This window comes from Bartonella sp. LJL80 (assembly GCF_054871565.1).
In genome coordinates this window covers 26,313-49,137 of sequence record NZ_JBTXLM010000007.1, presented here as the reverse complement: position 1 = coordinate 49,137, position 22,825 = coordinate 26,313, and the positions used below count along the sequence as shown (strand labels likewise).

21 protein-coding genes and 1 riboswitch are annotated in these 22,825 nt (G+C 48.3%); of the genes, 5 read left to right on the top strand and 16 right to left on the bottom strand.

The annotated features are described in order from the left end of the window. Positions 1 to 48: 48 nt before the first annotated feature. Entirely contained in the window at positions 49 to 2,781 is a 2,733-nt protein-coding gene (uvrB, locus tag ACYSNS_RS11385; RefSeq protein ID WP_461723283.1) for an excinuclease ABC subunit UvrB, read from the bottom strand. Between the two features lie 185 nt (positions 2,782 to 2,966). Continuing rightward, positions 2,967 to 3,602, bottom strand: coding sequence for an SH3 domain-containing protein (locus tag ACYSNS_RS11380; RefSeq protein WP_461723282.1), 636 nt, complete (start codon positions 3,600 to 3,602; stop codon positions 2,967 to 2,969). Positions 3,603 to 3,907: 305 nt separating this feature from the next. On the opposite strand from ACYSNS_RS11380, the gene greA reads away from it, so the two are divergent. Together greA and ACYSNS_RS11370 are read left to right on the top strand one after the other, a co-directional pair. Continuing rightward, positions 3,908 to 4,381, top strand: coding sequence for a transcription elongation factor GreA (greA, locus tag ACYSNS_RS11375; RefSeq protein ID WP_461723281.1), 474 nt, complete (start codon positions 3,908 to 3,910; stop codon positions 4,379 to 4,381). Between the two features lie 11 nt (positions 4,382 to 4,392). After that, the gene (locus tag ACYSNS_RS11370) at positions 4,393 to 5,448 is read left to right on the top strand and encodes a glycosyltransferase family 4 protein (protein WP_461723280.1); all 1,056 of its coding nucleotides are present in this window, start codon (positions 4,393 to 4,395) and stop codon (positions 5,446 to 5,448) included. Between the two features lie 33 nt (positions 5,449 to 5,481). Here ACYSNS_RS11370 and ACYSNS_RS11365 read toward each other — a convergent pair whose 3' ends face one another. Together ACYSNS_RS11365 and ACYSNS_RS11360 are read right to left on the bottom strand one after the other, a co-directional pair. Then, the gene (locus ACYSNS_RS11365; RefSeq protein ID WP_461723279.1) at positions 5,482 to 5,952 is read right to left on the bottom strand and encodes an Lrp/AsnC family transcriptional regulator; all 471 of its coding nucleotides are present in this window, start codon (positions 5,950 to 5,952) and stop codon (positions 5,482 to 5,484) included. A 72-nt stretch (positions 5,953 to 6,024) separates the two neighbouring features. Continuing rightward, on the bottom strand, positions 6,025 to 7,413 hold the full coding sequence (locus ACYSNS_RS11360; protein ID WP_461723278.1) for a TrkH family potassium uptake protein: 1,389 nt from the start codon (positions 7,411 to 7,413) through the stop codon (positions 6,025 to 6,027). A gap of 308 nt (positions 7,414 to 7,721) precedes the next feature. Between ACYSNS_RS11360 and trxB the strand changes: the two genes are divergently transcribed. Continuing rightward, positions 7,722 to 8,696: a thioredoxin-disulfide reductase gene (trxB, locus tag ACYSNS_RS11355; RefSeq protein ID WP_461723277.1), complete on the top strand. Its 975-nt coding sequence runs from the start codon at positions 7,722 to 7,724 to the stop codon at positions 8,694 to 8,696. 112 nt (positions 8,697 to 8,808) lie between these two features. Further along, the gene (locus ACYSNS_RS11350) at positions 8,809 to 9,714 is read left to right on the top strand and encodes a LysR family transcriptional regulator (RefSeq protein ID WP_461723276.1); all 906 of its coding nucleotides are present in this window, start codon (positions 8,809 to 8,811) and stop codon (positions 9,712 to 9,714) included. A 527-nt stretch (positions 9,715 to 10,241) separates the two neighbouring features. On the opposite strand, the gene ACYSNS_RS11345 is transcribed toward ACYSNS_RS11350, so the two are convergent. From ACYSNS_RS11345 to ACYSNS_RS11310, 8 genes are all read right to left on the bottom strand, one after another. After that, a complete protein-coding gene (locus ACYSNS_RS11345; RefSeq protein ID WP_461723275.1) occupies positions 10,242 to 10,628 on the bottom strand; it encodes an acyl-CoA thioesterase in 387 nt (128 codons plus the stop codon). A 346-nt stretch (positions 10,629 to 10,974) separates the two neighbouring features. Then, positions 10,975 to 12,177, bottom strand: coding sequence for a pyridoxal phosphate-dependent aminotransferase (locus tag ACYSNS_RS11340; protein ID WP_461723274.1), 1,203 nt, complete (start codon positions 12,175 to 12,177; stop codon positions 10,975 to 10,977). Between the two features lie 127 nt (positions 12,178 to 12,304). Then, the gene (locus ACYSNS_RS11335; protein WP_461723273.1) at positions 12,305 to 12,745 is read right to left on the bottom strand and encodes a pseudoazurin; all 441 of its coding nucleotides are present in this window, start codon (positions 12,743 to 12,745) and stop codon (positions 12,305 to 12,307) included. 1 nt (position 12,746) lies between these two features. After that, positions 12,747 to 13,526, bottom strand: coding sequence for an ABC transporter ATP-binding protein (locus ACYSNS_RS11330; RefSeq protein WP_461723371.1), 780 nt, complete (start codon positions 13,524 to 13,526; stop codon positions 12,747 to 12,749). Then, positions 13,526 to 14,509 carry a FecCD family ABC transporter permease gene (locus ACYSNS_RS11325; protein ID WP_461723272.1) on the bottom strand — a complete coding sequence of 328 codons (984 nt, stop codon included), beginning with the start codon at positions 14,507 to 14,509 and terminating at the stop codon, positions 13,526 to 13,528. The genes ACYSNS_RS11330 and ACYSNS_RS11325 overlap by 1 nt, the downstream gene beginning before the upstream one ends. A gap of 32 nt (positions 14,510 to 14,541) precedes the next feature. Beyond that, the gene (locus tag ACYSNS_RS11320) at positions 14,542 to 15,579 is read right to left on the bottom strand and encodes an ABC transporter substrate-binding protein (protein WP_461723271.1); all 1,038 of its coding nucleotides are present in this window, start codon (positions 15,577 to 15,579) and stop codon (positions 14,542 to 14,544) included. A 99-nt stretch (positions 15,580 to 15,678) separates the two neighbouring features. Beyond that, on the bottom strand, positions 15,679 to 16,359 hold the full coding sequence (locus tag ACYSNS_RS11315; RefSeq protein ID WP_461723270.1) for an energy-coupling factor ABC transporter permease: 681 nt from the start codon (positions 16,357 to 16,359) through the stop codon (positions 15,679 to 15,681). A 52-nt stretch (positions 16,360 to 16,411) separates the two neighbouring features. After that, a riboswitch (cobalamin riboswitch) is annotated at positions 16,412 to 16,638 on the bottom strand. Between the two features lie 238 nt (positions 16,639 to 16,876). Beyond that, on the bottom strand, positions 16,877 to 17,086 hold the full coding sequence (locus ACYSNS_RS11310; protein ID WP_008040299.1) for a cold-shock protein: 210 nt from the start codon (positions 17,084 to 17,086) through the stop codon (positions 16,877 to 16,879). Between the two features lie 290 nt (positions 17,087 to 17,376). Between ACYSNS_RS11310 and ACYSNS_RS11305 the strand changes: the two genes are divergently transcribed. Then, entirely contained in the window at positions 17,377 to 19,197 is a 1,821-nt protein-coding gene (locus ACYSNS_RS11305; RefSeq protein WP_461723269.1) for an ABC transporter ATP-binding protein/permease, read from the top strand. A 192-nt stretch (positions 19,198 to 19,389) separates the two neighbouring features. Here the strand turns inward: ACYSNS_RS11305 and ACYSNS_RS11300 are convergent, their stop codons facing one another. The 4 genes from ACYSNS_RS11300 to ACYSNS_RS11285 form a co-directional block, all read right to left on the bottom strand. Beyond that, positions 19,390 to 20,721, bottom strand: a complete 1,332-nt coding sequence (locus tag ACYSNS_RS11300) for a 4Fe-4S binding protein (protein WP_461723268.1) — start codon at positions 20,719 to 20,721, stop codon at positions 19,390 to 19,392. Positions 20,722 to 20,777: 56 nt separating this feature from the next. Then, positions 20,778 to 21,629 (bottom strand): FTR1 family iron permease, encoded by an 852-nt coding sequence (locus ACYSNS_RS11295; RefSeq protein ID WP_461723267.1) that lies wholly within the window; start codon positions 21,627 to 21,629, stop codon positions 20,778 to 20,780. Between the two features lie 11 nt (positions 21,630 to 21,640). Further along, the gene (locus ACYSNS_RS11290) at positions 21,641 to 21,964 is read right to left on the bottom strand and encodes a cupredoxin domain-containing protein (protein ID WP_461723266.1); all 324 of its coding nucleotides are present in this window, start codon (positions 21,962 to 21,964) and stop codon (positions 21,641 to 21,643) included. A gap of 303 nt (positions 21,965 to 22,267) precedes the next feature. Continuing rightward, positions 22,268 to 22,801, bottom strand: a complete 534-nt coding sequence (locus ACYSNS_RS11285; RefSeq protein ID WP_461723265.1) for an iron transporter — start codon at positions 22,799 to 22,801, stop codon at positions 22,268 to 22,270. Positions 22,802 to 22,825 lie beyond the last annotated feature (24 nt).

Genomic DNA, 22,825 nt, shown 5'->3' with positions numbered 1-22,825 from the left:
AACGCATCTTCCTGAAATAAAAGTCTATCAACTTTTGTTGGAAATGCTCTAGCGTCCTGGCCGGCCGGTTTTTCCCGGACGACGTCGTTTACGTGCCACCTCCGCCGGATCTTCATAGGAGCCTATGCCCGAGCGTTCTCGTTTGACCGGTTTCACATCGCCACCTGTGGGAAGTTCCGTGCGCTTGACCGTCATCTCGTCCAGTGTGTTTTTACGGAATTTGGTTTCCGTCTCGTTTGGACGAAGGATACCGGCATCCATATTGGGGCCCATATGGTCAAGGTCAGGCTTGGCGAACAGGCTCTTCTTCTTACCGCTGTTTTCTATTGTTCGCTCGACATCACGGGTCAAGGGATCGTCTGCAATCGCCAATTCGGTTTCTTGCAGACGCTTAATTTCATCACGCAAGCGCGCGGCCTCTTCGAAATCAAGATCGGCTGCGGCATCACGCATACGCTTTTCCATATGTTGAATATGGGTAGCAAGGTTGTTGCCCACCATATTTCCATCGGCTGCAAAACCAGAAATATCTGCCCGAACGTGATCGCGTTCGTAGACGGAATCAAGAATATCGGCGATGTTTTTCTTTACACTTGATGGTGTGATATTGTGTTCAACATTATAGGCCATCTGCTTTTCGCGACGGCGAGATGTCTCCAACAACGCCCGTTCCATCGAACCAGTCTTATTGTCGGCATAAAGAATAACGCGGCCATCGACATTTCTTGCAGCGCGTCCGATAGTTTGTACGAGAGACGTTTCCGAACGCAGGAAACCTTCTTTATCGGCATCAAGGATCGCAACGAAACCGCATTCCGGAATATCCAAGCCTTCGCGCAATAGATTGATACCGATCAATACATCGAAGGCACCAAGACGCAAGTCACGGATAATCTCGATGCGTTCAAGTGTATCGATATCCGAGTGCATATAACGCACGCGTATTCCTTGCTCATGCAGATATTCGGTTAGATCCTCTGCCATTCGCTTGGTTAAAACAGTGACCAGAGTACGGTAACCCTGCGTTGTGGTTTCACGTATTTCACCTAGAACGTCATCCACTTGCGTGCGGGCAGGGCGGATTTCCACCGGTGGATCAATCAATCCGGTCGGGCGGATAACCTGTTCGGCAAACACACCGCCAGCCTGCTCCATCTCCCAGCCACCAGGAGTTGCAGACACTGCGATGGTTTGCGGGCGCATTGCATCCCATTCTTCAAAGCGCAACGGCCTGTTATCCATACAGGATGGCAGACGAAAACCGTATTCGGCTAAGGTTGCTTTACGGCGGAAGTCTCCGCGATACATACCGCCAATCTGGGGTATTGTGACGTGGCTCTCATCAGCAAAAATAAGGGCATTGTCTGGTATATATTCGAACATTGTCGGAGGCGGCTCACCCGGCTTTCTGCCGGTGAGATAACGCGAATAGTTTTCGATGCCCGCACAGGAGCCTGTCGCTTCCAACATTTCCAAATCGAATGTCGTGCGCTGTTCGAGACGCTGGGCTTCCAGCAAACGCCCGGCTCTGTTCAATTCATCCAATCGATGACGAAGTTCGTCCTTGATAGACTTGATCGCTTGATTGAGCGTTGGCCGAGGGGTGACATAATGCGAGTTTGCATAAATTTTGACCGATTTGAGGTCGCCAGTCTTTTTTCCAGTCAAAGGATCAAACTCGGTTATCGAGTCAATCTCGTCACCAAACAAAGATATTCTCCATGCCCGATCTTCCAAGTGGGCAGGAAATATTTCTATCGTATCTCCACGGACTCGAAACGAGCCGCGTACAAAATTAATATCCTGACGGCGATATTGCTGGGCAACAAGGTCAGCCAGCAATTGCCGTTGATCAAGGCGGTCGCCAACCTGCATCTGGAATGTCATAGCAGTATAGGTTTCGACCGAACCGATACCATAAATGCAAGACACAGATGCAACAATGATGACATCGTCACGTTCCAAGACGGCACGCGTCGCTGCATGGCGCATTCTGTCTATCTGCTCGTTTATCGATGATTCTTTTTCAATATAGGTGTCCGAACGGGCAACGTAGGCTTCTGGTTGATAATAATCGTAATAAGAAACGAAATATTCGACAGCATTATTCGGGAAAAAACTTTTGAACTCGCCATATAGCTGCGCTGCGAGGGTTTTGTTCGGTGCTAATATGAGTGCGGGTCTTTGAGTCTCTTCAATGACCTTTGCCATTGTGTATGTTTTACCAGACCCGGTTACACCGAGAAGAACCTGCGTCCGATCATCACTTCGAATACCTTCCACCAAATCTTTGATCGCGGTTGGCTGGTCGCCGGATGGCTGAAACGGCGTTTCCATCTTGAATGGAATACCGCCTTCGGATTTTTCGGGTCTTGCAGGTCGATGCGGCGTCCATAATTCGCCGTTTTTGAAAAGCGGATTACCAGAAGCAATAAGCGCGGACAATGCCTCGACAGTTGCTGTCGCGCCGCCTGGGGTAAGCGCTGCTGCATCCTCAAGAGAAACGTCAAGTCCGGCAACCGGGTTAAGTCCAGCAGCGGCCCTTTGTTTGGCCGTTGCGACGCCTCCCATGGATGTTCCGCGGGATGTCCTTCCTGCCTGTTTGGAAGGCTTTTGCAATTTAGCAGGTTTTTTTTCTGGTTTTTCTGCCTGTTGATTGATCTCGGCGGCCCAATTGGAAATGTCACCGCTCAAAGGAACACCTTCGAACGGCGCTTGGGGGCGTTCACCAAAGCCTTTAACTGCACCCGCATCTGAATTCTTTTTTTTAGACGTTCTCATAACGTTACCATATGGTGTTTGAATTACAGAAATAAAGGGGTTTATTGTCGCCCAGTGGGGAATGTTAGAACACGATCGTCATCTTTAGCGTTTCGCTGAAAGACAGCGAAACGCAAACCCTTAGCTTCCTATGAATACCCACAAGATATAGGGAACACGAGGTTCCAAGTCATTCGAAGTTTTGGCTATCTCGGCCGTTTACTAAAATCACCATGAGGTCCGCCGAAATCACCCCCAGGACCCGGACGGCTTGGCCCCGGCTGTCTGGGGACCGGACGGCCTGGATTAGGCCGACCCGGCCCATGCGACCATTCGGGCGGTCGACCACCGCTAGGCGGCCTCATCCCCGGACCTGGTCTGAAGGGAGGCGGACGCATGCCGGGTGGCGGACGATGCGGGCGGTTGCCATCCCAATGCGGCGGCGGTCTATGGTGCCCATTCCAATGCGGTGGGCGTGGCCGATAATAGTCGTAATCACGCCCCCAATAGCGATCATCATAATATCCGCTGCCGATAATAACGTTAAATGACGAAGAGCTGGGGCGGGTGTAGCTATTATAGGCATCATTACTGCTGCGAAATGCAAGGTAGCGTGACGATGCCCAGCCGGTGCGAGGGCCGTAATTGATCTGACACCAATTTCCAGCGCAACTGCGCACTGAAACCGGCTGCCCCGCTGGTATGGAACCACGAACCGCGTAGCCTGTACCCGGGCCGGCCCTGAAGTTCAAGGTTGTTGTTGCAATGGCATCTGCTGCTTGCGCCGCAGTACCAGCCAACAATATTGAACCTAACAAAAAAGAACCAAAGATTTTTTTCATTCGCGCTTCACCTTACTTTTTATAGGTATGCGTATAAGCCCTAATCTAAGCTAAAATATTGCGGAGCAAAAGCGTTCCCATGTTTATTCGATCAAAGATTGCTACAATTCCGTATATTATGTTAGTCGAATGGAGGCTCTGTTACGTCGCATGTTGGAACGCATTGAAATTTTTGTGTGAAAATTTTGCCTACTGTGCTATATTCCAAATAACATATTTCATGCGACGGGTTCCGGAAGCAATTTCGGAGGCCGTTTCTTTTTGTGCTTCTGTGAAGCCCTGCGAGGGAAAGAAAGGGACAGAGAATGGAAAAAGTTCCGATGACGACTGGTGGTTATGAACAGTTGAAGGAAGAGCTGCGTTGGCGCCAGCAAGATGAACGTCCTCGTATTATCGAGGCCATTGCCGAAGCGCGCGCGCATGGTGACCTTTCTGAAAATGCCGAATATCACGCTGCTAAGGAAGCACAGAGTCATAATGAAGGGCGTATCAACGAAGTCGAGGATTATATCGCACGTGCGGAAGTGATTGACGTTGCAAAATTATCGGGCAGCAAAATCAAATTCGGCGCTACCGTTAAACTGATCGACGAAGATACAGAAGAAGAAAAAACCTATCAAATCGTCGGTGATCAGGAAGCGGACGTGAAAAAGGGAAAGATCTCGATATCTTCTCCGATTGCACGTGCGTTGATAGGCAAGGAAGAGGGCGATACAATCGAAGTCAATGCGCCTGGTGGTGCGCGCGGATATGAGATTATCGCAATCAATTATATCTGATCGGTGATTATATGCGAGTGCCCTTAAATGAAACCGATGTTATTGCGCCGAATTTCAAAAAGCGCTTGTCGGGAGTAACATCAACTATTGTTCAGCTGATACCACTTCAGCGCAAAAAGGGCATTCGTATATCGACCTTAGGGCCGGGTTTACCTGAGACGCTGCCTTCGATAGGTTTCAGCGACCTTTTGCGGTTTTGGAAAAAGCCACCCGATAGGCCTTTCCGTATTTGGCACGCCAGACGTAATGTCGAGATGGTGGCCGGCATCATCATGCGCGATTTGCTTCGCATGCGATTGAGACTGGTATTCACCTCGGCTGCGCAGCGTCACCATAAACCGTTCACGAAATGGCTTATCAGACGCATGAATAGGGTCATCGCAACGAGTGGCCGTTCAGGCTCATTTCTTGAAGTGCCACATCAGGTCATCATGCACGGTATCGACCTGGATCGTTTTACGCCGCCGGAAAGTGCTGCTGATACATTTGCTGCGTCGAAATTGCCGGGTCAATATGCGGTCGGCTGTTTTGGGCGTGTACGCCATCAAAAAGGGACGGATCTTTTTGTGGACGCGATGATAAGCCTTTTGCCACAATATCCGGCTTGGACCGCTATTATCACGGGACGTACCACGTCGGAGCATCAGGCATTTGAAAATCAACTGCGTCAGAAAATAGAGGCAGCGGGACTTGCGGATCGAATTTTGATTTTGGGCGAAGTGGATGATGTTCGAATTTGGTATCGGCGCATAACACTTTATGTTGCTCCCTCTCGAAATGAAGGATTTGGCTTAACGCCGTTGGAAGCAATGGCCTCAAAAACCGCCGTTGTATCCAGTGATGCCGGTGCATATAGCGAGCTCGTTACCGCTGGAACCGGAACGGTTGTGGCAGCTGGTGATGGCGCAGCATTGACACAAGCCATCGAACCTTTTCTTGCCGACCCGATAATGGCTGTTGCAGCAGGAGAAAAAGCGCTGCAACATGTGCGCGCCAATTTTCCGCTTGATCAAGAGGCTTCGGCCATCGGTGCCGTCTATGAGGATGTTTTCAATCACGTTGCGTAACGTTTGGTCTGCGTGGCGGTTACGCTTTACTTCTTATAACAGAAAAGGTGGCTCGTCTTTGATGACGCGGATGGTCAACGCTGTGCGAACAGAACCGACATTGGAAGCCGCGGTAAGTTGTTCAATGACAAAGCTCTGAAAACTTTTTAAGTCAGGTGCCACGCAATGTAACAGAAAGTCGGATTCGCCCGATACCATCCAAGCTTTACGGACAAGCGGCCACTGATAAGCCATGGCAGCGAAACCGCGCAAGTCTGCTTCAGATTGACGGTGAAGCCCAACAAAACAAAAAGCTACAAGGTCCTGTCCAATTGTGGCGCCGTTCAAGATGGCTTGGTAGCCCTTGATAATGCCTTCCTGCTCCAGTCTTCGAACGCGACGCAGACAAGGTGGCGCAGATATTCCGACTTTCGAAGCAAGCTCAACATTTGTGATGCGGCCATCATTCTGTAATTCTTTAAGAATTTTCCAGTCGATTGAATCAAGGTCAGCTTTGATCTGCATAGGGCTCGGCTTTTTTTTGTTCGTTGCTGGGTCAGCTCTATCACTGCATAGTAAAAACGTCACGTACTAAAACTACTTTCGCCAAAATGCTGGCGTGAAAAGGATAAAGACGGTGACGATTTCCAGTCGCCCTGCCAGCATTAAAAAACTCAGTATCCAGAGGGCAGAATCTTTAATCGTCGAGAAATTTCCTACTGGCCCGATGGTGTCGCCAAAGCCCGGCCCAACGTTGGATAATGCTGTAAGAGCACCGGTGAAAGCCGAGACAAAATCCAAGCCGGTGACAACCAACAGCATGGCGCCAATAATCAGCGATGTCATATAAAGGCATAAAAAGAGCAAGACTGTTTGTGCAATATCACCGGATACATCCGAGCCACCGTAACGAACTTTGACAACCGTGTTCGGAGAGAGCAATCGCGTCAGGCTGGCTTGTGTGAGGCGCCAGAGAATAATGAGACGATTTATTTTAATTCCGCCCGAGGTCGAGCCCGCACATCCACCGATGAAAGAGGCCAGAAAAAAAACGCCTAGCGCGAAAGGCCCCCATAAAAGATAGTCTTCTGCGGCATAGCCTGTCGTGGTGATTACGGAAACGAAATGGAATATCGCGTCGAGAAACGCGCGGTGAAATCCAAAACCATATTGAAAACGTAACCAAACTGCCAATGCGAAGCTCGCGACGAGCACAAGGGTTAGAAAAACAATGACTTGCGGGTCGGCAAGTCGCTTGGAGCGTCCCGGAAGGACCAGCTTGACATAAAGTACGAATGGCAGCGCCGACAAAAGCATGAATATGGTTGCTATGACCAATACCGAAGGCGTTTCGGAAAAATAGCCCAGTGACGCATCATGGGTTGAAAAGCCAGCGGTGGCGACCGTTGTCATGGCATGGTTGATGGCATCGAACATTGTCATGCCGACAGCAAAATAAGAGAGCATACAAATAAGGGTCAGTCCGAGATAGGCTATGATAATGCCGTTGGCGATCTGGTTTACCCGCGGCAGGACTTTTTCCGATTTATCCGAAGACTCCATATGGAATAGTTGTACGCCTCCGACCCTGAGTGAAGGAAGCAGCAATAGCGCGAGCGCGATAAACCCTATGCCGCCGATCCAACACAAAAGCGAGCGCCAAAGCAGGATACCGCGTGGCAGCGTATCAAGGCCGGTCAGCACGGTTGCTCCAGTTGTTGTTATACCAGAAACCGCCTCGAACAATGCAGCCGCTGGCGTTAAGGGTAGATGTGAGAAATAAAGGGGGAGGGCACCCAATATGCACCCCGTCAGCCAAAGACATACAGTCAGCATAAATCCGAGGCGAGCAGAAAAACGGTAGACCGCGCCGCGTGTTGCCAGAAGAACAAGCGTTGCCAGCATAATGGTTATCGCGGAAGAACGTATGAATACCATCCAGTCGCTACTGCCATCGCGCAAATCCGCCAATGCAGGCAACAACATGGTTAGCCCCATAATGAGCGCAAAGCGGGCGCAGACATTGCTGACAAAACGAAAAATGGCAGACCTCTGATATTTATCGCGAATATGTGCTATTCGCTGTGGGTTTCAAGCTTTACATGAGCATGCCCCTTCATGACAATGGGGAAGTTGATGAACGACTTGTGCAAGTTGTGATAAATGCATTGTGTTGTGAGTTCTACGCCTTGCAAAAAGATGTCGCACACCATAAGTTTCGAGCACAACAAATGTATTTTTCATGCAGCGTTTCTGTCAGACAGGACGAGAATGCTGAACCAACGAGGAAATCCATGTCGCAGCGCCATATTCCAGTATTAATCGTCGGTTCCGGCCCTGCCGGTTATACTGCCGCTATCTACGCCGCGCGCGCCATGTTGAAACCTGTTTTGATTACCGGCCTTCAACAAGGTGGTCAGCTGACCATCACGACCGACGTGGAAAACTATCCCGGTTTTGCAGAGCCGATACAAGGACCGTGGTTGGTGGAGCAAATGGCTGAACAAGCTAAACATGTCGGCACAGAAATTGTTTACGACATTATCACCAAAGCGGATTTGTCGAAGCGTCCATTTACATTGCATGGCGATACGGGCACTATCTACACCTGCGATGCGCTCATCATTGCCACCGGCGCTCAGGCCAAGTGGCTGGGGTTGGAAAGTGAACAGACATTCATGGGGGGCGGTGTATCAGCCTGTGCCACATGTGATGGATTTTTCTATCGTGGTAAAGATGTGATTGTTGTCGGTGGAGGTAATACTGCTGTCGAGGAGGCGCTTTATCTGTCGCATCTCGCAAATACCGTTACCGTGGTGCATCGTCGTGATAGTTTTCGTGCCGAAAAAATTATGCAGGACCGTTTGTTGGCGCGTGAAAATGTGCGGGTGATCTGGAACCATCATATTGATGAAATTGTTGGCACCGCGGCGAAGCCGCCTATGGGGGCAACTGTAACAGGCGCTCGTTTGAAACATAGTAAGACCGGAGAGGAACAGCATGTGGATGCCCATGGTATTTTCATCGCTATCGGTCACGCACCAGCTGTCGAATTATTTCAAGGGCAATTGCAGCAAAAGCCTGGCGGCTATTTATGGACTGCGCCAGATTCAACGGCAACCAACATTCCTGGTGTCTTTGCAGCAGGCGATGTGGCAGATGATGTGTTTCGTCAGGCCGTTACGGCGGCTGGTCGCGGGTGTATGGCTGCACTTGAAGCCGAGCGTTTTTTAGATATGCAAACTTCTCAAAAAGAAGCTGCTGAATAAAACTTTAATTTATAACGGTACTGTCGAGACATCGGCATTATATCGACGAGACTCTTTGATTTCGGGTTTATTCATTTGAATAGCTCGTATAGATGGTAGGGGAGGGGTTACTTTGGCCGCGCCATTGGACTGGGATAAACTGAGGATTTTCCATGCTGCAGCCGAGGCAGGGTCATTTACGCATGCCGCACAGACCTTGCATTTGTCCCAATCGGCCATATCCCGACAGGTTTCAGCGCTCGAACAAGATGTTGGCGTCCCCCTTTTTCAGCGCCATGCGCGTGGGCTGATTTTAACCGAGCAGGGCGAAATTCTTTATCGTACTGCCCATGACGTATTGATGAAGCTGGAAAACGTCCGTTCGAAATTGAGTGAAAGCCGTGAAAAACCGACGGGGCACCTTCGTGTAACCACAACGTTTGGTATGGGATCGGGTTGGTTGGTCGAGCGGATGCCCGAGTTCCTCAATCTTTATCCAGATATCCAAATCCAGCTTTTATTGGATGACGAAGAGTTGGATCTGACCATGCGTCATGCCGATTGTGCGGTACGCCTGCGCCAGCCACAGCAACCCGATCTTATTCAGCGCCGTCTGTTTACCGTTCATATGCATGTTTACGCCTCGGCAAATTATATTGCTAATAATGGCAAGCCCGAACAGCTTGAGGACTTGGATAATCACCGTATCATTTCTTTTGGTGAACCAGTGCCCACTTATCTGGCCGGTCTGAATTGGTTGGAAACCGCCGGAAGAATTGATGGCTCGATGCGCGTTCCTTCACTCCAAATCAACAACGTGATCTCAATAAAAAAAGCAGCGATGCGGAATTTGGGCATTGCTGTTTTGCCGGACTACATTGTCGATGGTGACGAACAGCTTGTTCGACTTTTTCCTGATATGACAGATATCCCCTCATTCGACACCTTCTTTTGCTATCCTGATGCGTTGAAAAACTCTGCAAAGCTGCACGCATTTCGTGACTATATTTTCTCCAAAGCCAGGAATTGGTCATTCTAAGCAAGCTTAAACGCATCGAATTTGCACATAGCTGATGTTGCAAGCTTCTGTGAAATTTACGATATGTCATTGTTCTAATTCGATTTTTTTTGGTATGTATTTGATGGTGTGGCGAGGTGACATTACCAGCTATGCACTGAATGCATAGCTGGTGTGCTTAATTTTTGATTGTTGGATGCCTAAAAAAAATGCATAAAGATCGTGTCTCAAGAATACGTCTCCTCCCATTGCGTTTCTTGAGTGTTCCCCTCTGGAGGTTTTCCCAGATCGACTTTAGTCTCTGGATACCTTCAAACTTCAGCCGGACATTTGTCCGGCTTTTTTTTTGATTGTTAATATATCCTCTTAAGCATTAAGCGGTTTATTGCATTCACACGACTTGCATCGCTATTTGCTTTGTCGCAGTGTTTTACGACTAAAATCGGTTTCCGCTTTTCATTGCACGCTTCTTAGCATTCATCCATCAAAACAGTTTGGAAAATGACGAGCCGGTTTTGTTCCCTTTCGGGCATGTTTACAAAGCGGTTTTAACTGTTGTCGACGGGGGTCGGCTTACCGTATTCATCCAACGCTACCATAACAAATTCGGATACGGTTACGCGTTCCATCACATGGCTCAGATAGCGAATGGCCCAAGCTTCGACGCGGAAACGAATGGAGGTACGCCCCACACGAATATCATCTGTATAGATTGCCAATGTGTCACCCACCTTTACAGGCCGCTCAAAGGAAATTTCTTTAACGCCAGCTGTGACCACGCGGCCATGAGCGACTTCAGACGCACATAAGCCAGCGGCCGAGTCCATTTGGGCCATAACCCATCCACCGAATATGTCCCCAGCTGCATTTGCGTCTTTTGGCATAGCAGGTACTTTTAAACTCAAGCTGCCCTGCGGTTTCAATTGTTCAGTCATATCTATCTCTCAGGTTTCAACAGTTGTTGTTTGTTAAACTCATCGCGTTGAATTTGGCGGAGACGTTGGAAAAAGGAAAGACAAAATTCCGTCATTGCGCAAAGTGTTTTGAAATTTGTTGGCGCAAGCCGACTGGAACAGAAGCTGCGCAATCGGCAATGGTGGAGATAGCTGATAAGCCGTATTCACGCATAGACTTGTTATCTTTTTGCAGGTGCATGGAACAGGCCGCTATTGCAAGCAATCTTGACGTTTATCCAAAAGTTGCCGAAAAGTGCGAGGGAAATAAAAAACCGCCAATGCTGGCGGTTTTAAGATCAATACAATTTCTATTGCTCAATATCTATCAACGCAGACTGGCGCAGAAACGTTGGATGCGGTTGCAGGCCTCTTCCAATAGTTTTTCTGATGTCGCATAGGATATGCGGAATGCAGGTCCAAGGCCGAAGGCCGATCCATGCACCACAGCAACTGCCTCCGCTTGAAGAAGTTCTGTGACAAAATCCTCGTCTGTCTCGATAACTTTGCCATCAGGCGTCTTCTTTCCAATCAGCTTGGAACATGAAGGGTAAACATAGAATGCTCCCTCAGGGGTCGGGCATTCAATGCCGGTTGCTTGATTGAGCATTGAGACAACCAGATCACGTCTGGCTTGAAAGATGGCCTTGTTTCTAGCAATAAAATCTTGTGGGCCGTTGAGTGCTTCGACAGCTGCCCATTGGGAAATCGAGCTGGTGCCCGATGTCTGTTGACTTTGGATCGTATCCATTGCTTTTATCAATTCCAATGGACCACCAGCATAGCCGATACGCCATCCAGTCATTGCATAGGCTTTCGAAACACCGTTCATTGTCAACGTACGGGGATATAGTTCGGGTTCAACTTCGGCCGGCGTTGCAAACTTGAAATCACCGTAAGTCAAATGTTCATACATATCGTCGGTAAGAATGTAGACTTGGGGATATTTCAACAAAACATCGGTTAGTTTCTTCAACTCCGCATGCGTATATGCTGCGCCAGAAGGGTTTGAAGGCGAGTTGAAGATAAACCACTTGGTTTTGTCCGTTATCGCAGCTTCGAGATCGTCAGGTTGCAGCTTGTAGTCAAATTCGGCTTTAGCTTCGACAAAAACCGGTGTGCCATTGTTGACGGCTACCATTTCAGGATAACTGACCCAGTAAGGCGCAGGAATAATAACTTCATCGCCTTCATTCAAGGTTGCCATAAAGGCATTGAAGAGGATCTGTTTTCCGCCTGTGCCAACAATGATCTGCTCGGGTTTATAGTCAAGCCCGTTCTCCCGTTTGAATTTGGCGGCTATTGCCTGCCGCAGTTCCGGTATACCAGAAACCGGGGTATATTTTGTTTCACCACGCTTTATCGCATCGATGGCTGCGTCTTTGATATTATCAGGTGTGTCAAAATCGGGTTCACCGGCACTCAAAGCAATAACATCACGTCCAGCGGCCTTGAGTTCACGGGCTTTTTGCGAAACAGCAATAGTCGCAGAAGGCTTGATGCGGGAAAGCGTATCGGCAATAAAAGCCATTCTATCATCTCCTCAAAGGGTATAGGCAAACGGTTTTCGCTGGAATCCAGCACATCAAAGCTATGTCGTAAGCGCGTTTAAAGTGCAAGAAATCTCTCATCAATTTCTCGTTCAGAGACGAAAAATCTTACTTTCCTTCTTTATCCAACCGATCGAAAATGGCTTGGAAGCGCTTTTTCGATAAGCCAGGCTGTGGATGATCGCGATAGGACTGCGGAAGTTCTGCCTGTCCGACCTTGATCATCATAATCATGCCCATTGCATAATGTGGTGTGCATTTAATGCCATAAAATCCGGGTTGCTCAAAAGTGACCGACAATTCTTCATCGATTTTTCCTTTGAATGGCGTCGCTCCGTCAGGAATCATCCCATCAATGCTTGCAGCGTTATGGCTTTTTTGCGTCGCGACAAACTTAACCGTATCTCCCGGTTGAACCGAGAGATAATCAGGTTCGAACACCATGCTTCCACTGGCGCCTCGATTAAGCATTTTGACTTCATAGGTTTCAGCGTTTGCCGGTACTATGAAAGCCAACAGGATAAACATGCCGATCAGTTTTTTCATCATTTTAATTCCTTTTACGACAAGCGGGAAAATAATAGCGGATGGTTTGAAAACCATCATCGGATTCGTGGATATCTGCTTTCGCTTTGAAAATGCTTTCAATCAATGTCGAGGTCAATACTTGTTTCGGTGTGCCAAGCGCCATCAATTTACCCTGCGCTAAAACAGCGATCCGGTCACAAAACATGGCAGCGTGATTAAGGTCATGAAGTGCGATCATGACTGAAAGATCGAGTTGACGTATAAGGGCAAGGATATCAAGCTGGTGCCCAATGTCCAGATGGTTGGTCGGTTCATCCAATATCATAATTTCGGGCTTTTGCGCCAAGGCACGTGCAATATGGATGCGTTGTTTCTCCCCGCCGGACAGGCTCGTCCATAGCCGCTTTTCAAATCCCGACATATCTACCTTGTTTAAGGCATCTTGCAGGGCTTGTTCATCTTGGAGTGACCAAGGAGATAACATGGTTTTATGTGGTGTTCGGCCTATTTCAACGGCTTGGCGAACGTCGATGCGCTCGTGTGCATCGGCTTGTTGCTCAACCACAGCAATGATGCGGGCTATGTCTTGCTTCTTTAGAGCAGTAAGATCATTTCCTTTGAGGACAATTTTGCCATTTGTGGGCGTGAGAAGGCCCGCACAAATTGAAAGCAGAGAGCTTTTTCCTGCACCATTTGGCCCGATTATACCCAATATTTCATGTCTCTGCAGCGTAATTGACACTTGATCGAGGATAAGATGTCCGTCTCTTTTCAGGCTGATTGTATTGGCTTCAAGCATGATCAACTGCCTTTCTGTCGTAAAAGCAGAATGGCAAATAAGGGCGCGCCAATGAGCGCAGTAACGATTCCGACGGGAAACGCAAGTCCGGGAACAATAATGCGCGATACAAGGTCGGCAGCTATCATAAATACCGCTCCTATAAAGGCGGAAGCAGGTATGAGGCGACTGTGTCTTACACCAACGAGCAGTCTTGCCGCGTGCGGGACGACCAAGCCGACGAAACTAATCGTTCCCATGATTGAAACCATTACCGCCGTGACCAATGCCACAACGGTAATAAGGAACATGCTGACATATTTGACTGAAACTCCGACAGAGGCGGCAGAGCGAGTGCCGAACACAAAGGCGTCGAGTACCCGGGAGAAACAAAAAAAGATGATAAATGCAACAGCAGTAAGGGGGATAGCTAAGAGTGCGTCATTCCACCTGACACCGGAAAGATTGCCAAGCATCCAAGCAAAAATATTTGAGCGCCCCTCCATAGGTGTAAAGATCATCAGGATGAGCGCTGATAGGGCATTAAACAACATAGCGCTGGCAATACCAGCCAGAATAATCGCGGTGGCATTGCGACCCGAATGATAAGCAAGAAACGCCACGAATACAAACGACATCAACCCGCCAACCAATGCGCCTGTTGATAGTGAAAAAACACCGGTGTTCAGCCCAAAAGCCATAACCATGGCTGCCCCTGTACCTGCGCCGGATGAGATACCGAGCAAATAAGGTTCGGCCAAGGGATTACGCAGAAGTGCTTGCAAGATAACGCCGCACATTGCTAACCCCGCGCCGCAGCAAGCACCCACCAATGCCCGTGGCAAGCGCCAAAGCCAGATAACGCGGCTATGGATGGTGTCGACGTCGTAGCCGGCATTCCATAGGTGATTAGCAAGGGTTTTGAGAAAAGTTGCAAATGGGATGGTGATCTCACCGATAGAGGCACCAGCAATGATGGCAGCAAGCAACAGAACCGCTGCCAACATATAAACTATGCTTGTGCGCAAAACAGTGGTTGTCACGGTGTTGTCAAGCCCAGGTCTACCAATGCATTGGCCAATTTTTCTATACCATCGATTGTGCGCATGGTTGTGTTCATGGATTGTACATCCATTGCAACCAAGCGGTTTTTCTCGACGGCGGGCAGAAGTCGGGTAACCGGATCGTTTTTCAGGAAGTCACGTTTGACTGCAACATCATCAGCCGGGAAACGCCGACGTTCCATCTCGGCAAGAACAATTATCGTAGGATTGGCTTTCACAATAGTTTCCCAGCCCACCGTTGGCCACTCGTGATCCGATTGGATGATGTTGCTGATGCCTAGAATCTTCGTGATATAACCGGGGGCGCCGAGCTGTCCGGCAACATAGGGATCAATATCCAAATCAGCGCTCGAATACCAAAAAACTGCGCTGAGTTTGTCTTTAGGAATGGATTTTACTTTATCGATCGCAGCTTGTTCTCGCGCCTTTAGGTCGGCAATCAGCTTTTGTCCTCGATCTTGGACATTAAAGATACGCGCAAGTTCATTGATTTCCTGATAAATCATATCCATCGAAAATGGCTGTGTTCGTAAACCATCGCCGCCGGCCATATTATCTTTTCCGACGCAATCCGCCGGAGCGGTATAGACGGGAATATCAAATTCGGTGAACTGGTCATATGTCGCAGAACTTCCGGCAGGGCCGATGACCCACTCTTGATGACTTGCAACCAGATCTGGTTTTTGTTCTACAATGCTTTCGAAGCTTGGAATATCCCGTGACAGAACTTTGACATTCTTATCCAATTCGGCAAATTGCGGCATTACGGCTGAATACCAAAGTGCAGTGCCCTTGACCTTGTCGGCTAAACCGAGTGCATAAAGGATTTCAGTCGTGTTCTGTCCGACGGATACAACCCGTTGGGGTGCCTTCGAAAAGGTAATGACGCGCCCGCAATTTTTCAATGTTAACGGATATTGGGTTTCTTCGGCCTTTGCCGCGGTGCAGCCAATAATGACCGATGCAGCAAGAGCTGCCGTGGAGAGTATGTGTTTGAATGGTTTCAATATCATCGTGTATTTCTTTTAATATCAATGGTTTGCCAATAACCGGCATTTGTCAGTTGCGTAGAAAATTGCCGGTTACAATGACAACATGTTTGCAAATGCCGATTAAGCTGCGTGATAAAGCCTCTGCTGCACCAGGCCGCTATTTGACAGGCGGGAAAATGTTTTCGCCAATGCAAGAACGGCGAGGTCTACCAGCGGTTCGACAATGATCACACTCATATAGGCTACGCCAAAGCTGGACACATTAGCCAGAGTTGCCATACTGAAACCTTCACCGTAAAATGCCCAGAAGCCAACCCATAAGACAATACCTGCCTGATAGGATGTGGACAGGGCAAGGGCTTGCGCATATTTGACATCTTTATAGGCGGTTTTTTGCGGGATGATCTTCTTAGCGATGAGGCTCATCGCATAAAGCGGTACGAGCAGTGTTGTAACATTCATACCATATTGCGGCAGATCAAACGGCGCAAAAAACACTCCTTGTATTAATAGGCCGATCGCCAAACCTATGGCGGCGGGACCCGCGCCAAAAACAAGAAATAACGTTGAACCGAGAATCAAGTGAACCTCGGATACACCAACAGCGTGGTGCGGCAATATTTCAAAAAAGCTGAAAACCAAAGCGGTACTGACCACCGTGCGAACACAAAACGAAATGACGTTCGGATCTTGTTTGAGGGACTGCCATGCCATTTTGGCAGCCAGTCCAAATGAACCTACAGCCGTTGCGTAACTCAATACAATTTTAGCGCCCGTTACGACGCCCGGTTCGATATGCATATTGCTTCTCCTTTGCACCCACCGTGCTCTCGAGTTATGTTATGTCGGAGGTTGAAAACCTCGCATGACGGCAGGTCTCCTGGCTTGCGGATAAACGCGCCATACCAGCCTTCCCGTTATTCACAGTGGCTTGAGCGTGATGCTCGATGGTGAGGCGCTGCCGCGCACAGTTGCGGGGGCAGCCACGGCTTAAATTCCTTTTCAGGTCAATTCTTCCGTGTTCCCTATTATTCCCCTTCAGAGCCTTCTTACAGGGGAACCGTCATGGCGTGACTATAGACAATTTGCCCATAAGCGCAAGCATGTGCCGCTTGTATGAGCAATCTTATGCATGTATTTCGCGTTCACGTTTAATATTCCCTTTTGTGTTAAGTTCAGAATATCATACATAAAAAAACCCCGCCAAAATGACGGGGTTTAATATCTTCGAGCATTTCGAAAAACACTCAAAACCTACCTAAGACAACCACCTTCAAAACTTTTGCAATGATGATATTGGCTGGCTTAGACAGAGATATTATACAGCGGCAAGATTGCCGGCTGCTGATTTACCTGAACGGCGATCCTGAAGAACTTCATAAGAAATCTTCTGGCCTTCGTTGAGGCTGCTCATGCCGGAACGTTCAACAGCGGAAATGTGAACGAAAACGTCCGCGCCGCCATCATCAGGCTGGATAAAGCCGAAGCCTTTTGTTGTGTTGAACCACTTAACTGTTCCTGTAGACATAGGAAACTCCTTGAATAATAAAGTAATGTATAAGGGCGGTTAGGCCGCTCATACGGGTTTAGATCGAAATTTAGACATGGGAGCTTCGTAAAAAGTGCTTGCCGCACAGGAAAGAAAGTCGCGCAACCGAAAGATCGATAAGGCTATAAATAAATGTTATGATCATGAAAAGCAAGTTTTATTCACATCAATGTTAAAACACCTTCTTGCTTTTGCCATTTTGATCTCACACAGTCGTCATTTGATACAAGCCCAACACTATAAGAGTGTCAGGGACAGGGGAATGGTAGATGGCCAAAGTTGACGGCGATAAAAACGGCTCTATGGCGGACAATCCCGTTGATGCCCCGCCCGGATCGTTGCTTGAGGGTAATGTCAAGAATACGCGGTTTTCCCATCAGGCAAAACTACTTTACATTGCTTTTTGGCATTCCCACACGCGAAACCGTTTGATCGTCACATCCTTTGGTATCCTTATTCTCATCATTTTGATTGGCCGTGGGCAGCTGCAGATCAATGAATGGACGAAAGATTTCTGGAATGCCATCAGTCGTAAAGACCTGCACGAATTTATATTCCAGCTGGGCGTTTTCTTTGCCATTGCCGCAGTATTGCTGGTTTTCAACATCACTCAAACCTTTCTTAACCAGTATCTCAAAATGAAACTGCGAGAGGGGCTGACAGATGATCTCATCACACAATGGATGATGCCCAAACGTGCATTCCGTTTGACAATGGCAGGGGAAGTGGGTGTCAACCCGGACCAAAAGTTGCACGAGGATGCGCGCCATCTTGCTGAAGCGACAGCAGACTTGGGTATCAATCTGCTACAGGCAAGCGTCACTTTGTTGATCTTTATTCCGACATTATGGGCGACAACCGCAGGTTTTGTCTTCAGTTTTTCAGGTTATAGTTTTCCTTTACCCGGATACATGATCTGGGCTGTTTTACTTTATGTAAGCGGCGCGTCTTTTCTAACCTGGTTTGTTGCGCGTAACCTTGTTGATATTAATGCCAATCGCTATGCGCGTGAAGCCGATTTACGCGCGGCTTTGATGCATACAAACCGTTCGATCGACTCCGTCACCTTGATGGGTGCCGAAAAAGACGAAAAGCAGTTCTTGGATGGTCGCGTTCAGAATGTATTGGATGCCATATGGCGTATTGTCATCGCCACTACGAAATTGACCGGCATTACCGCTGGTTACGGTTGGATATCCAACGTGGCCCCTTATATTATTGCTTCGCCCATTTATTTTGGCGGTGGTATTGATCTTGGCGGGCTACAAGCTGCGGTGCAGGCATTTAATCAGGCCCATCAATCTTTGCGCTGGTTTGTCGATAATTACGGAGCTTTGGCCGATTGGCGCGCAACCATGCTGCGTGTAGCAACTTTCCGCCAGGCCGTTGTTCAAATGGATGACGTTGACAAGCAACGTAGCGGACATATCATTGTGAAGAAAAATGACGAAGATGTTCTGTCTTTTGATTCGCTACATATTCGCACAGCAAATGGACGGTTGACAATGGAACCGTCATGTATCGCGATCAAGCCGCAGCAAAATACATTGATTTTTGCACCGCAAGATGTCGATAAAACAATTCTTTATCACGCTCTTGCAGGACTTTGGCCTTGGGGGCAGGGAACAGTGGGATTGCCTGCAGGTGAATTGCCAAACTATATCCCAGATGCGCCCTATATCCCGCCCGGCACATTGCGGAAAGTGTTGCTCTATCCCGCAACGGAATTGCAACCGGATGATGACGAGATACGCAACGCGCTGGAAATTACTGGACTTGGCGAATATTTTTCTACACTGGACGAGGAAGATGTTGATTGGGACCGTCGGTTGAATGATGTCGAGCGACGTTCTATGGCATTTGCACGTGTTCTTCTGACCCGTCCTGCATGGATCGTTGCAAATCAGGTTATGGATGGAATTGATGAAGAAGTGCGCAAGCGTATTGCTTCGGTGGTCTTTCAACATCTGAAGGAAACGACCTTCATTTATATCAGTCGTCGCAATGACGAAACTTATCTGTTCGATCAGATCGTTGAGGTAAAGTTTACTCCGTCGGATAAGCCAGTCGATCCTTTGAACCCGATGTAATGCCGGTAAAATGCTTTTCGCTAATCAATCTACCGCGCTTTTGTGTGATGTATCCAGTTTACCATGGACTGTGGGCTAACACGCAAAAAATTAGGACAAGGCTCCATGGCTAAGAATATCTCTTAGAGATATCCAATAGGAGAGGCGTGAAATGGCGAGGGGATGGCGCAGTTTTATAGCGATTATCGCTCTTTACCAACCCCAAAACATGAGCCACCAAGCATAAACAATTGGAAAAGTTCCCAAAGCAAAAAACAAAAAGCTAACGACACGCCGGAAGGTTGAAGCAGGTGTATTGATCAGAATTCTAAGAGCCAGATAGAGGCTCCATAAAGCAGTGCCGCCAAGAACGATAGCACGAGCATCGGAGAGCCACCAAAGTACCAAGCCATCATATTGCAAAAGCTTAACCGTTGTTGCGGTAAGGCCAAGGAACAAACCTGCAGCCGCCAAAGGCAGAAAAGCTTGTGCCAAATGTTTGAACAAGCCGGGCCTCTGCAATAGTAGGGAAATAATTGATAAAACGGCGGTAAGAAACACGCCAAAAACAACACCGCTGCCCAAGATGTAACTTGTTACACAAAAGCCGTCGAGCCAATTGAAACTGTCATTGTTGGCAGGATGGTTGGTCAAAATCCACCATGGTGCGGTCGGATTCAAGGGCCAAAAAATGTCATGGGAGACCAGCCAGTTCGCCAATGCCTGCTTAAACGTTACAAACCATGGACTGACCGTCCAGGTAAAGGCACCGATGGCTACGCCAATCATCCCAAAGAGCAGGAGCCGTATTTCCCAGATGTTTGAATTTTTGTCTTCGCCATAAATCAGGATTTCTTCATTGACTGAACGCGGTTCCAAGGCAACAGCATCACGGAATCCAGAACAACGCCCGCACATGTGGCAGCCCGAGACACCATGGAGCTGATGGATGTTGATCATTGGTGGGCAATTCGGATTTGCGGGGTGGTCGCCGCTATAGTCTTTCCACTTTTCAGCGTCTGTTTTGAAGGATATCGGTGCTAACCGTGACAGCAAGTTGAAGACACCGCTCACCGGACAAAGATAGCGACACCAGACCCTTGTACCTCGCCCATAAAGATAGCCAATCAGAACAGCTGCTGCCGTCGAACCACCAAGGATCAGCAGCGCTGCTTCTGCGTAGTCATAAACGCTTATCAATTGCCCGTATAGTGTCGTTAGAACAAAGGCGACAGCAGGCCAGCCCTTCCATTTAATCCACTTTGGTATAGTTTTGTTGCGACCAACGGTTTTACTCGTCCACTCCGCCAAGGCACCTTCAGGGCAGAAGACGCCGCACCAGATACGACCCATGAAGAGCATGGATAGGATGACAAATGGCCACCATATGCCCCAAAACACAAATTGTGCAAACAGAACCAGATTATCAAGGATATGCGCCTGACGTGGTGGTAAAGGCAGAAATGCCGGAATAATCAGGAGCACCAGATAAATCCCGACAATGCACCATTGAATGGTTTGAATCACCCCTTTATGGCGCTGCATTGCAGTGCCAAAACTATGAAGCGCAGGGGTAATAAAGCGTTGCATGATGGGGTTAACTAGGCTGCTTTCAATGGCGGTGAAACGATCGTTTTCTTGGGCTTTGCAGAACACAAAACAATGGCCAGAATCCAGTAAACAGCCAAAACGCCAACCTGCATGAGTGAAGGTTCTGCATGATAGCCGGTCAGTCCGGTCAATGTACCGCTATCTGATACCAGCCAGCTCGTGCTCCATAGAGGATCATCCATAAAGCTGTAAAGCCACTCTGGCAAATCATAAACGGAAATCTGTGCAGCAGCTTTATCAAAAGCGGTTACAATTAGTCCACCGCCAATCAACAACAGCACAAATGCGCTAAATCTGAAGAACCACTTCCATGGAACGACCTTTGAAAATTTTTGCAATATCCAAAAAGTGACCAAAGCAAGAAGGAAGCCGAGTACGCCGCCCAAAACAAACATACCAAGCGACGCGCCTTCATGCTGGGCGCCAACACCGGCAAGGAAGACAACGGTTTCAGATCCTTCGCGTGCGACTGCTATCATGGCTAAAATTAAAATACCGAAGCCGCCGGATGATTGCAGACTTTTTGCGGCTTCGCGTTCAAGCTCGCCTTTCATACCGCGGCCGTGGCGATGCATCCATACAACCATCTGCAATATCAGCAGAGCGGCTATAGCCATCATTGCGGTGAAAAACCACTCACCACCAGGGCCAGCAAACCAGTTGCCGGCGACCCAAAAAGCAACAGCCAGAAGTCCAGCCAAAAGAAGCCCCAAAGCGGTGCCAGCCCAAAGACGGTTTGTAAAAACAAGCAGATTCTCCCGTCTGAGCCATGCATAAAGGATGCCAATGACTAAAAGCGCTTCGATGCTTTCGCGCCAGACTATAAAAAGAGGTGCACCCATGAAACTGGCTCCTATTTGACGACGATTTCAAAACCAGCCATATCCATATGAAACTCATCTATGAAATGATATGTGCCGGTTTTTAAAGGATGGATGACGACAAAAGACTGAACACCGGGACCCATGACCTTTTCAACCCGTAGAGAGAGGTTCTCGAATTCAGCCGGGCCGGTACCAATGTTTTTTACGGAGATTTTGAAACGTTGTCCGGCGGCGACCTCTATAGAAGGTGGGTCGAATACGCCGTCCTTAATCGTAACATCATAATTGTCCAGAGGTGCCGCTCCGGCAAAGACAGGGAAAAGACAAAATAGAAAGACAAGAATAAACCGCATTTGACGGACCCTTTATTGGCTAGACCGGCAGGGGAGGTCATCCCGGCCGGTCTGCTGTATGGGTTTGCTTTCGATGGTGGAAGATCGTCACGCAAACCCGAAAACAAATGTCCAAAATGTCTTGATAACTGCCAATTTGATGCTGGATATAGCCCAAACCCAATATGGCTATTATGCAGAGACTGTTAGGAGTGACTTTACTTAGAGTGAACCCGTTTTTGATTGAAACATCGATTCACTCCAACTCTTTGTTTTATCGCATCGTCCAGGCACAAAAGCCTATCAACTATTGCAAGAAATGCTCTAGTAGCCGCCCTTTTTGCCTGTGCCGGCATAAGTGAAGTCATATTCGACCACGCATTTATCGAACCAGGGTGCAACGCCTGTCTCTTTATCAACGTGGCGTCCAAACATGGATTCTTTTGACGGAGGCATGATTGTATATTTCAAGTGATATTTGCCTGCACCTTGCAATTTGACGTTTTCACCATAGTGCGGCCCGTCATTAGCAACCATAGGATGGAAGTGACCGTGCATAGGCTCGCTGGCACCTTCTTTTGTTAGCTCATAAGAAACTTGCAAATAAGGAACCCAAGATCCTTCCTGTAGACCATTTTTATTGTCTTCAGTCGCATGAATGTCAGCTTCCAGATGAACATCGGACTCCGCTGCGGGCAACATGATGCCGGCTGGTTCCATTTCAATCGGTTGCAAGTAAACAGCGGCTATTTCCATGCCACCGCACATTTGCGGTTCGCCAATTGGATATTCAACAGCAAGCGCTGGGCTGGCCAAAAGAGTGCAGGAAGCGGCCAAAAAAAGCTTGTTAAAACGCATTGTAAATCCCTCGATTTAAAAACA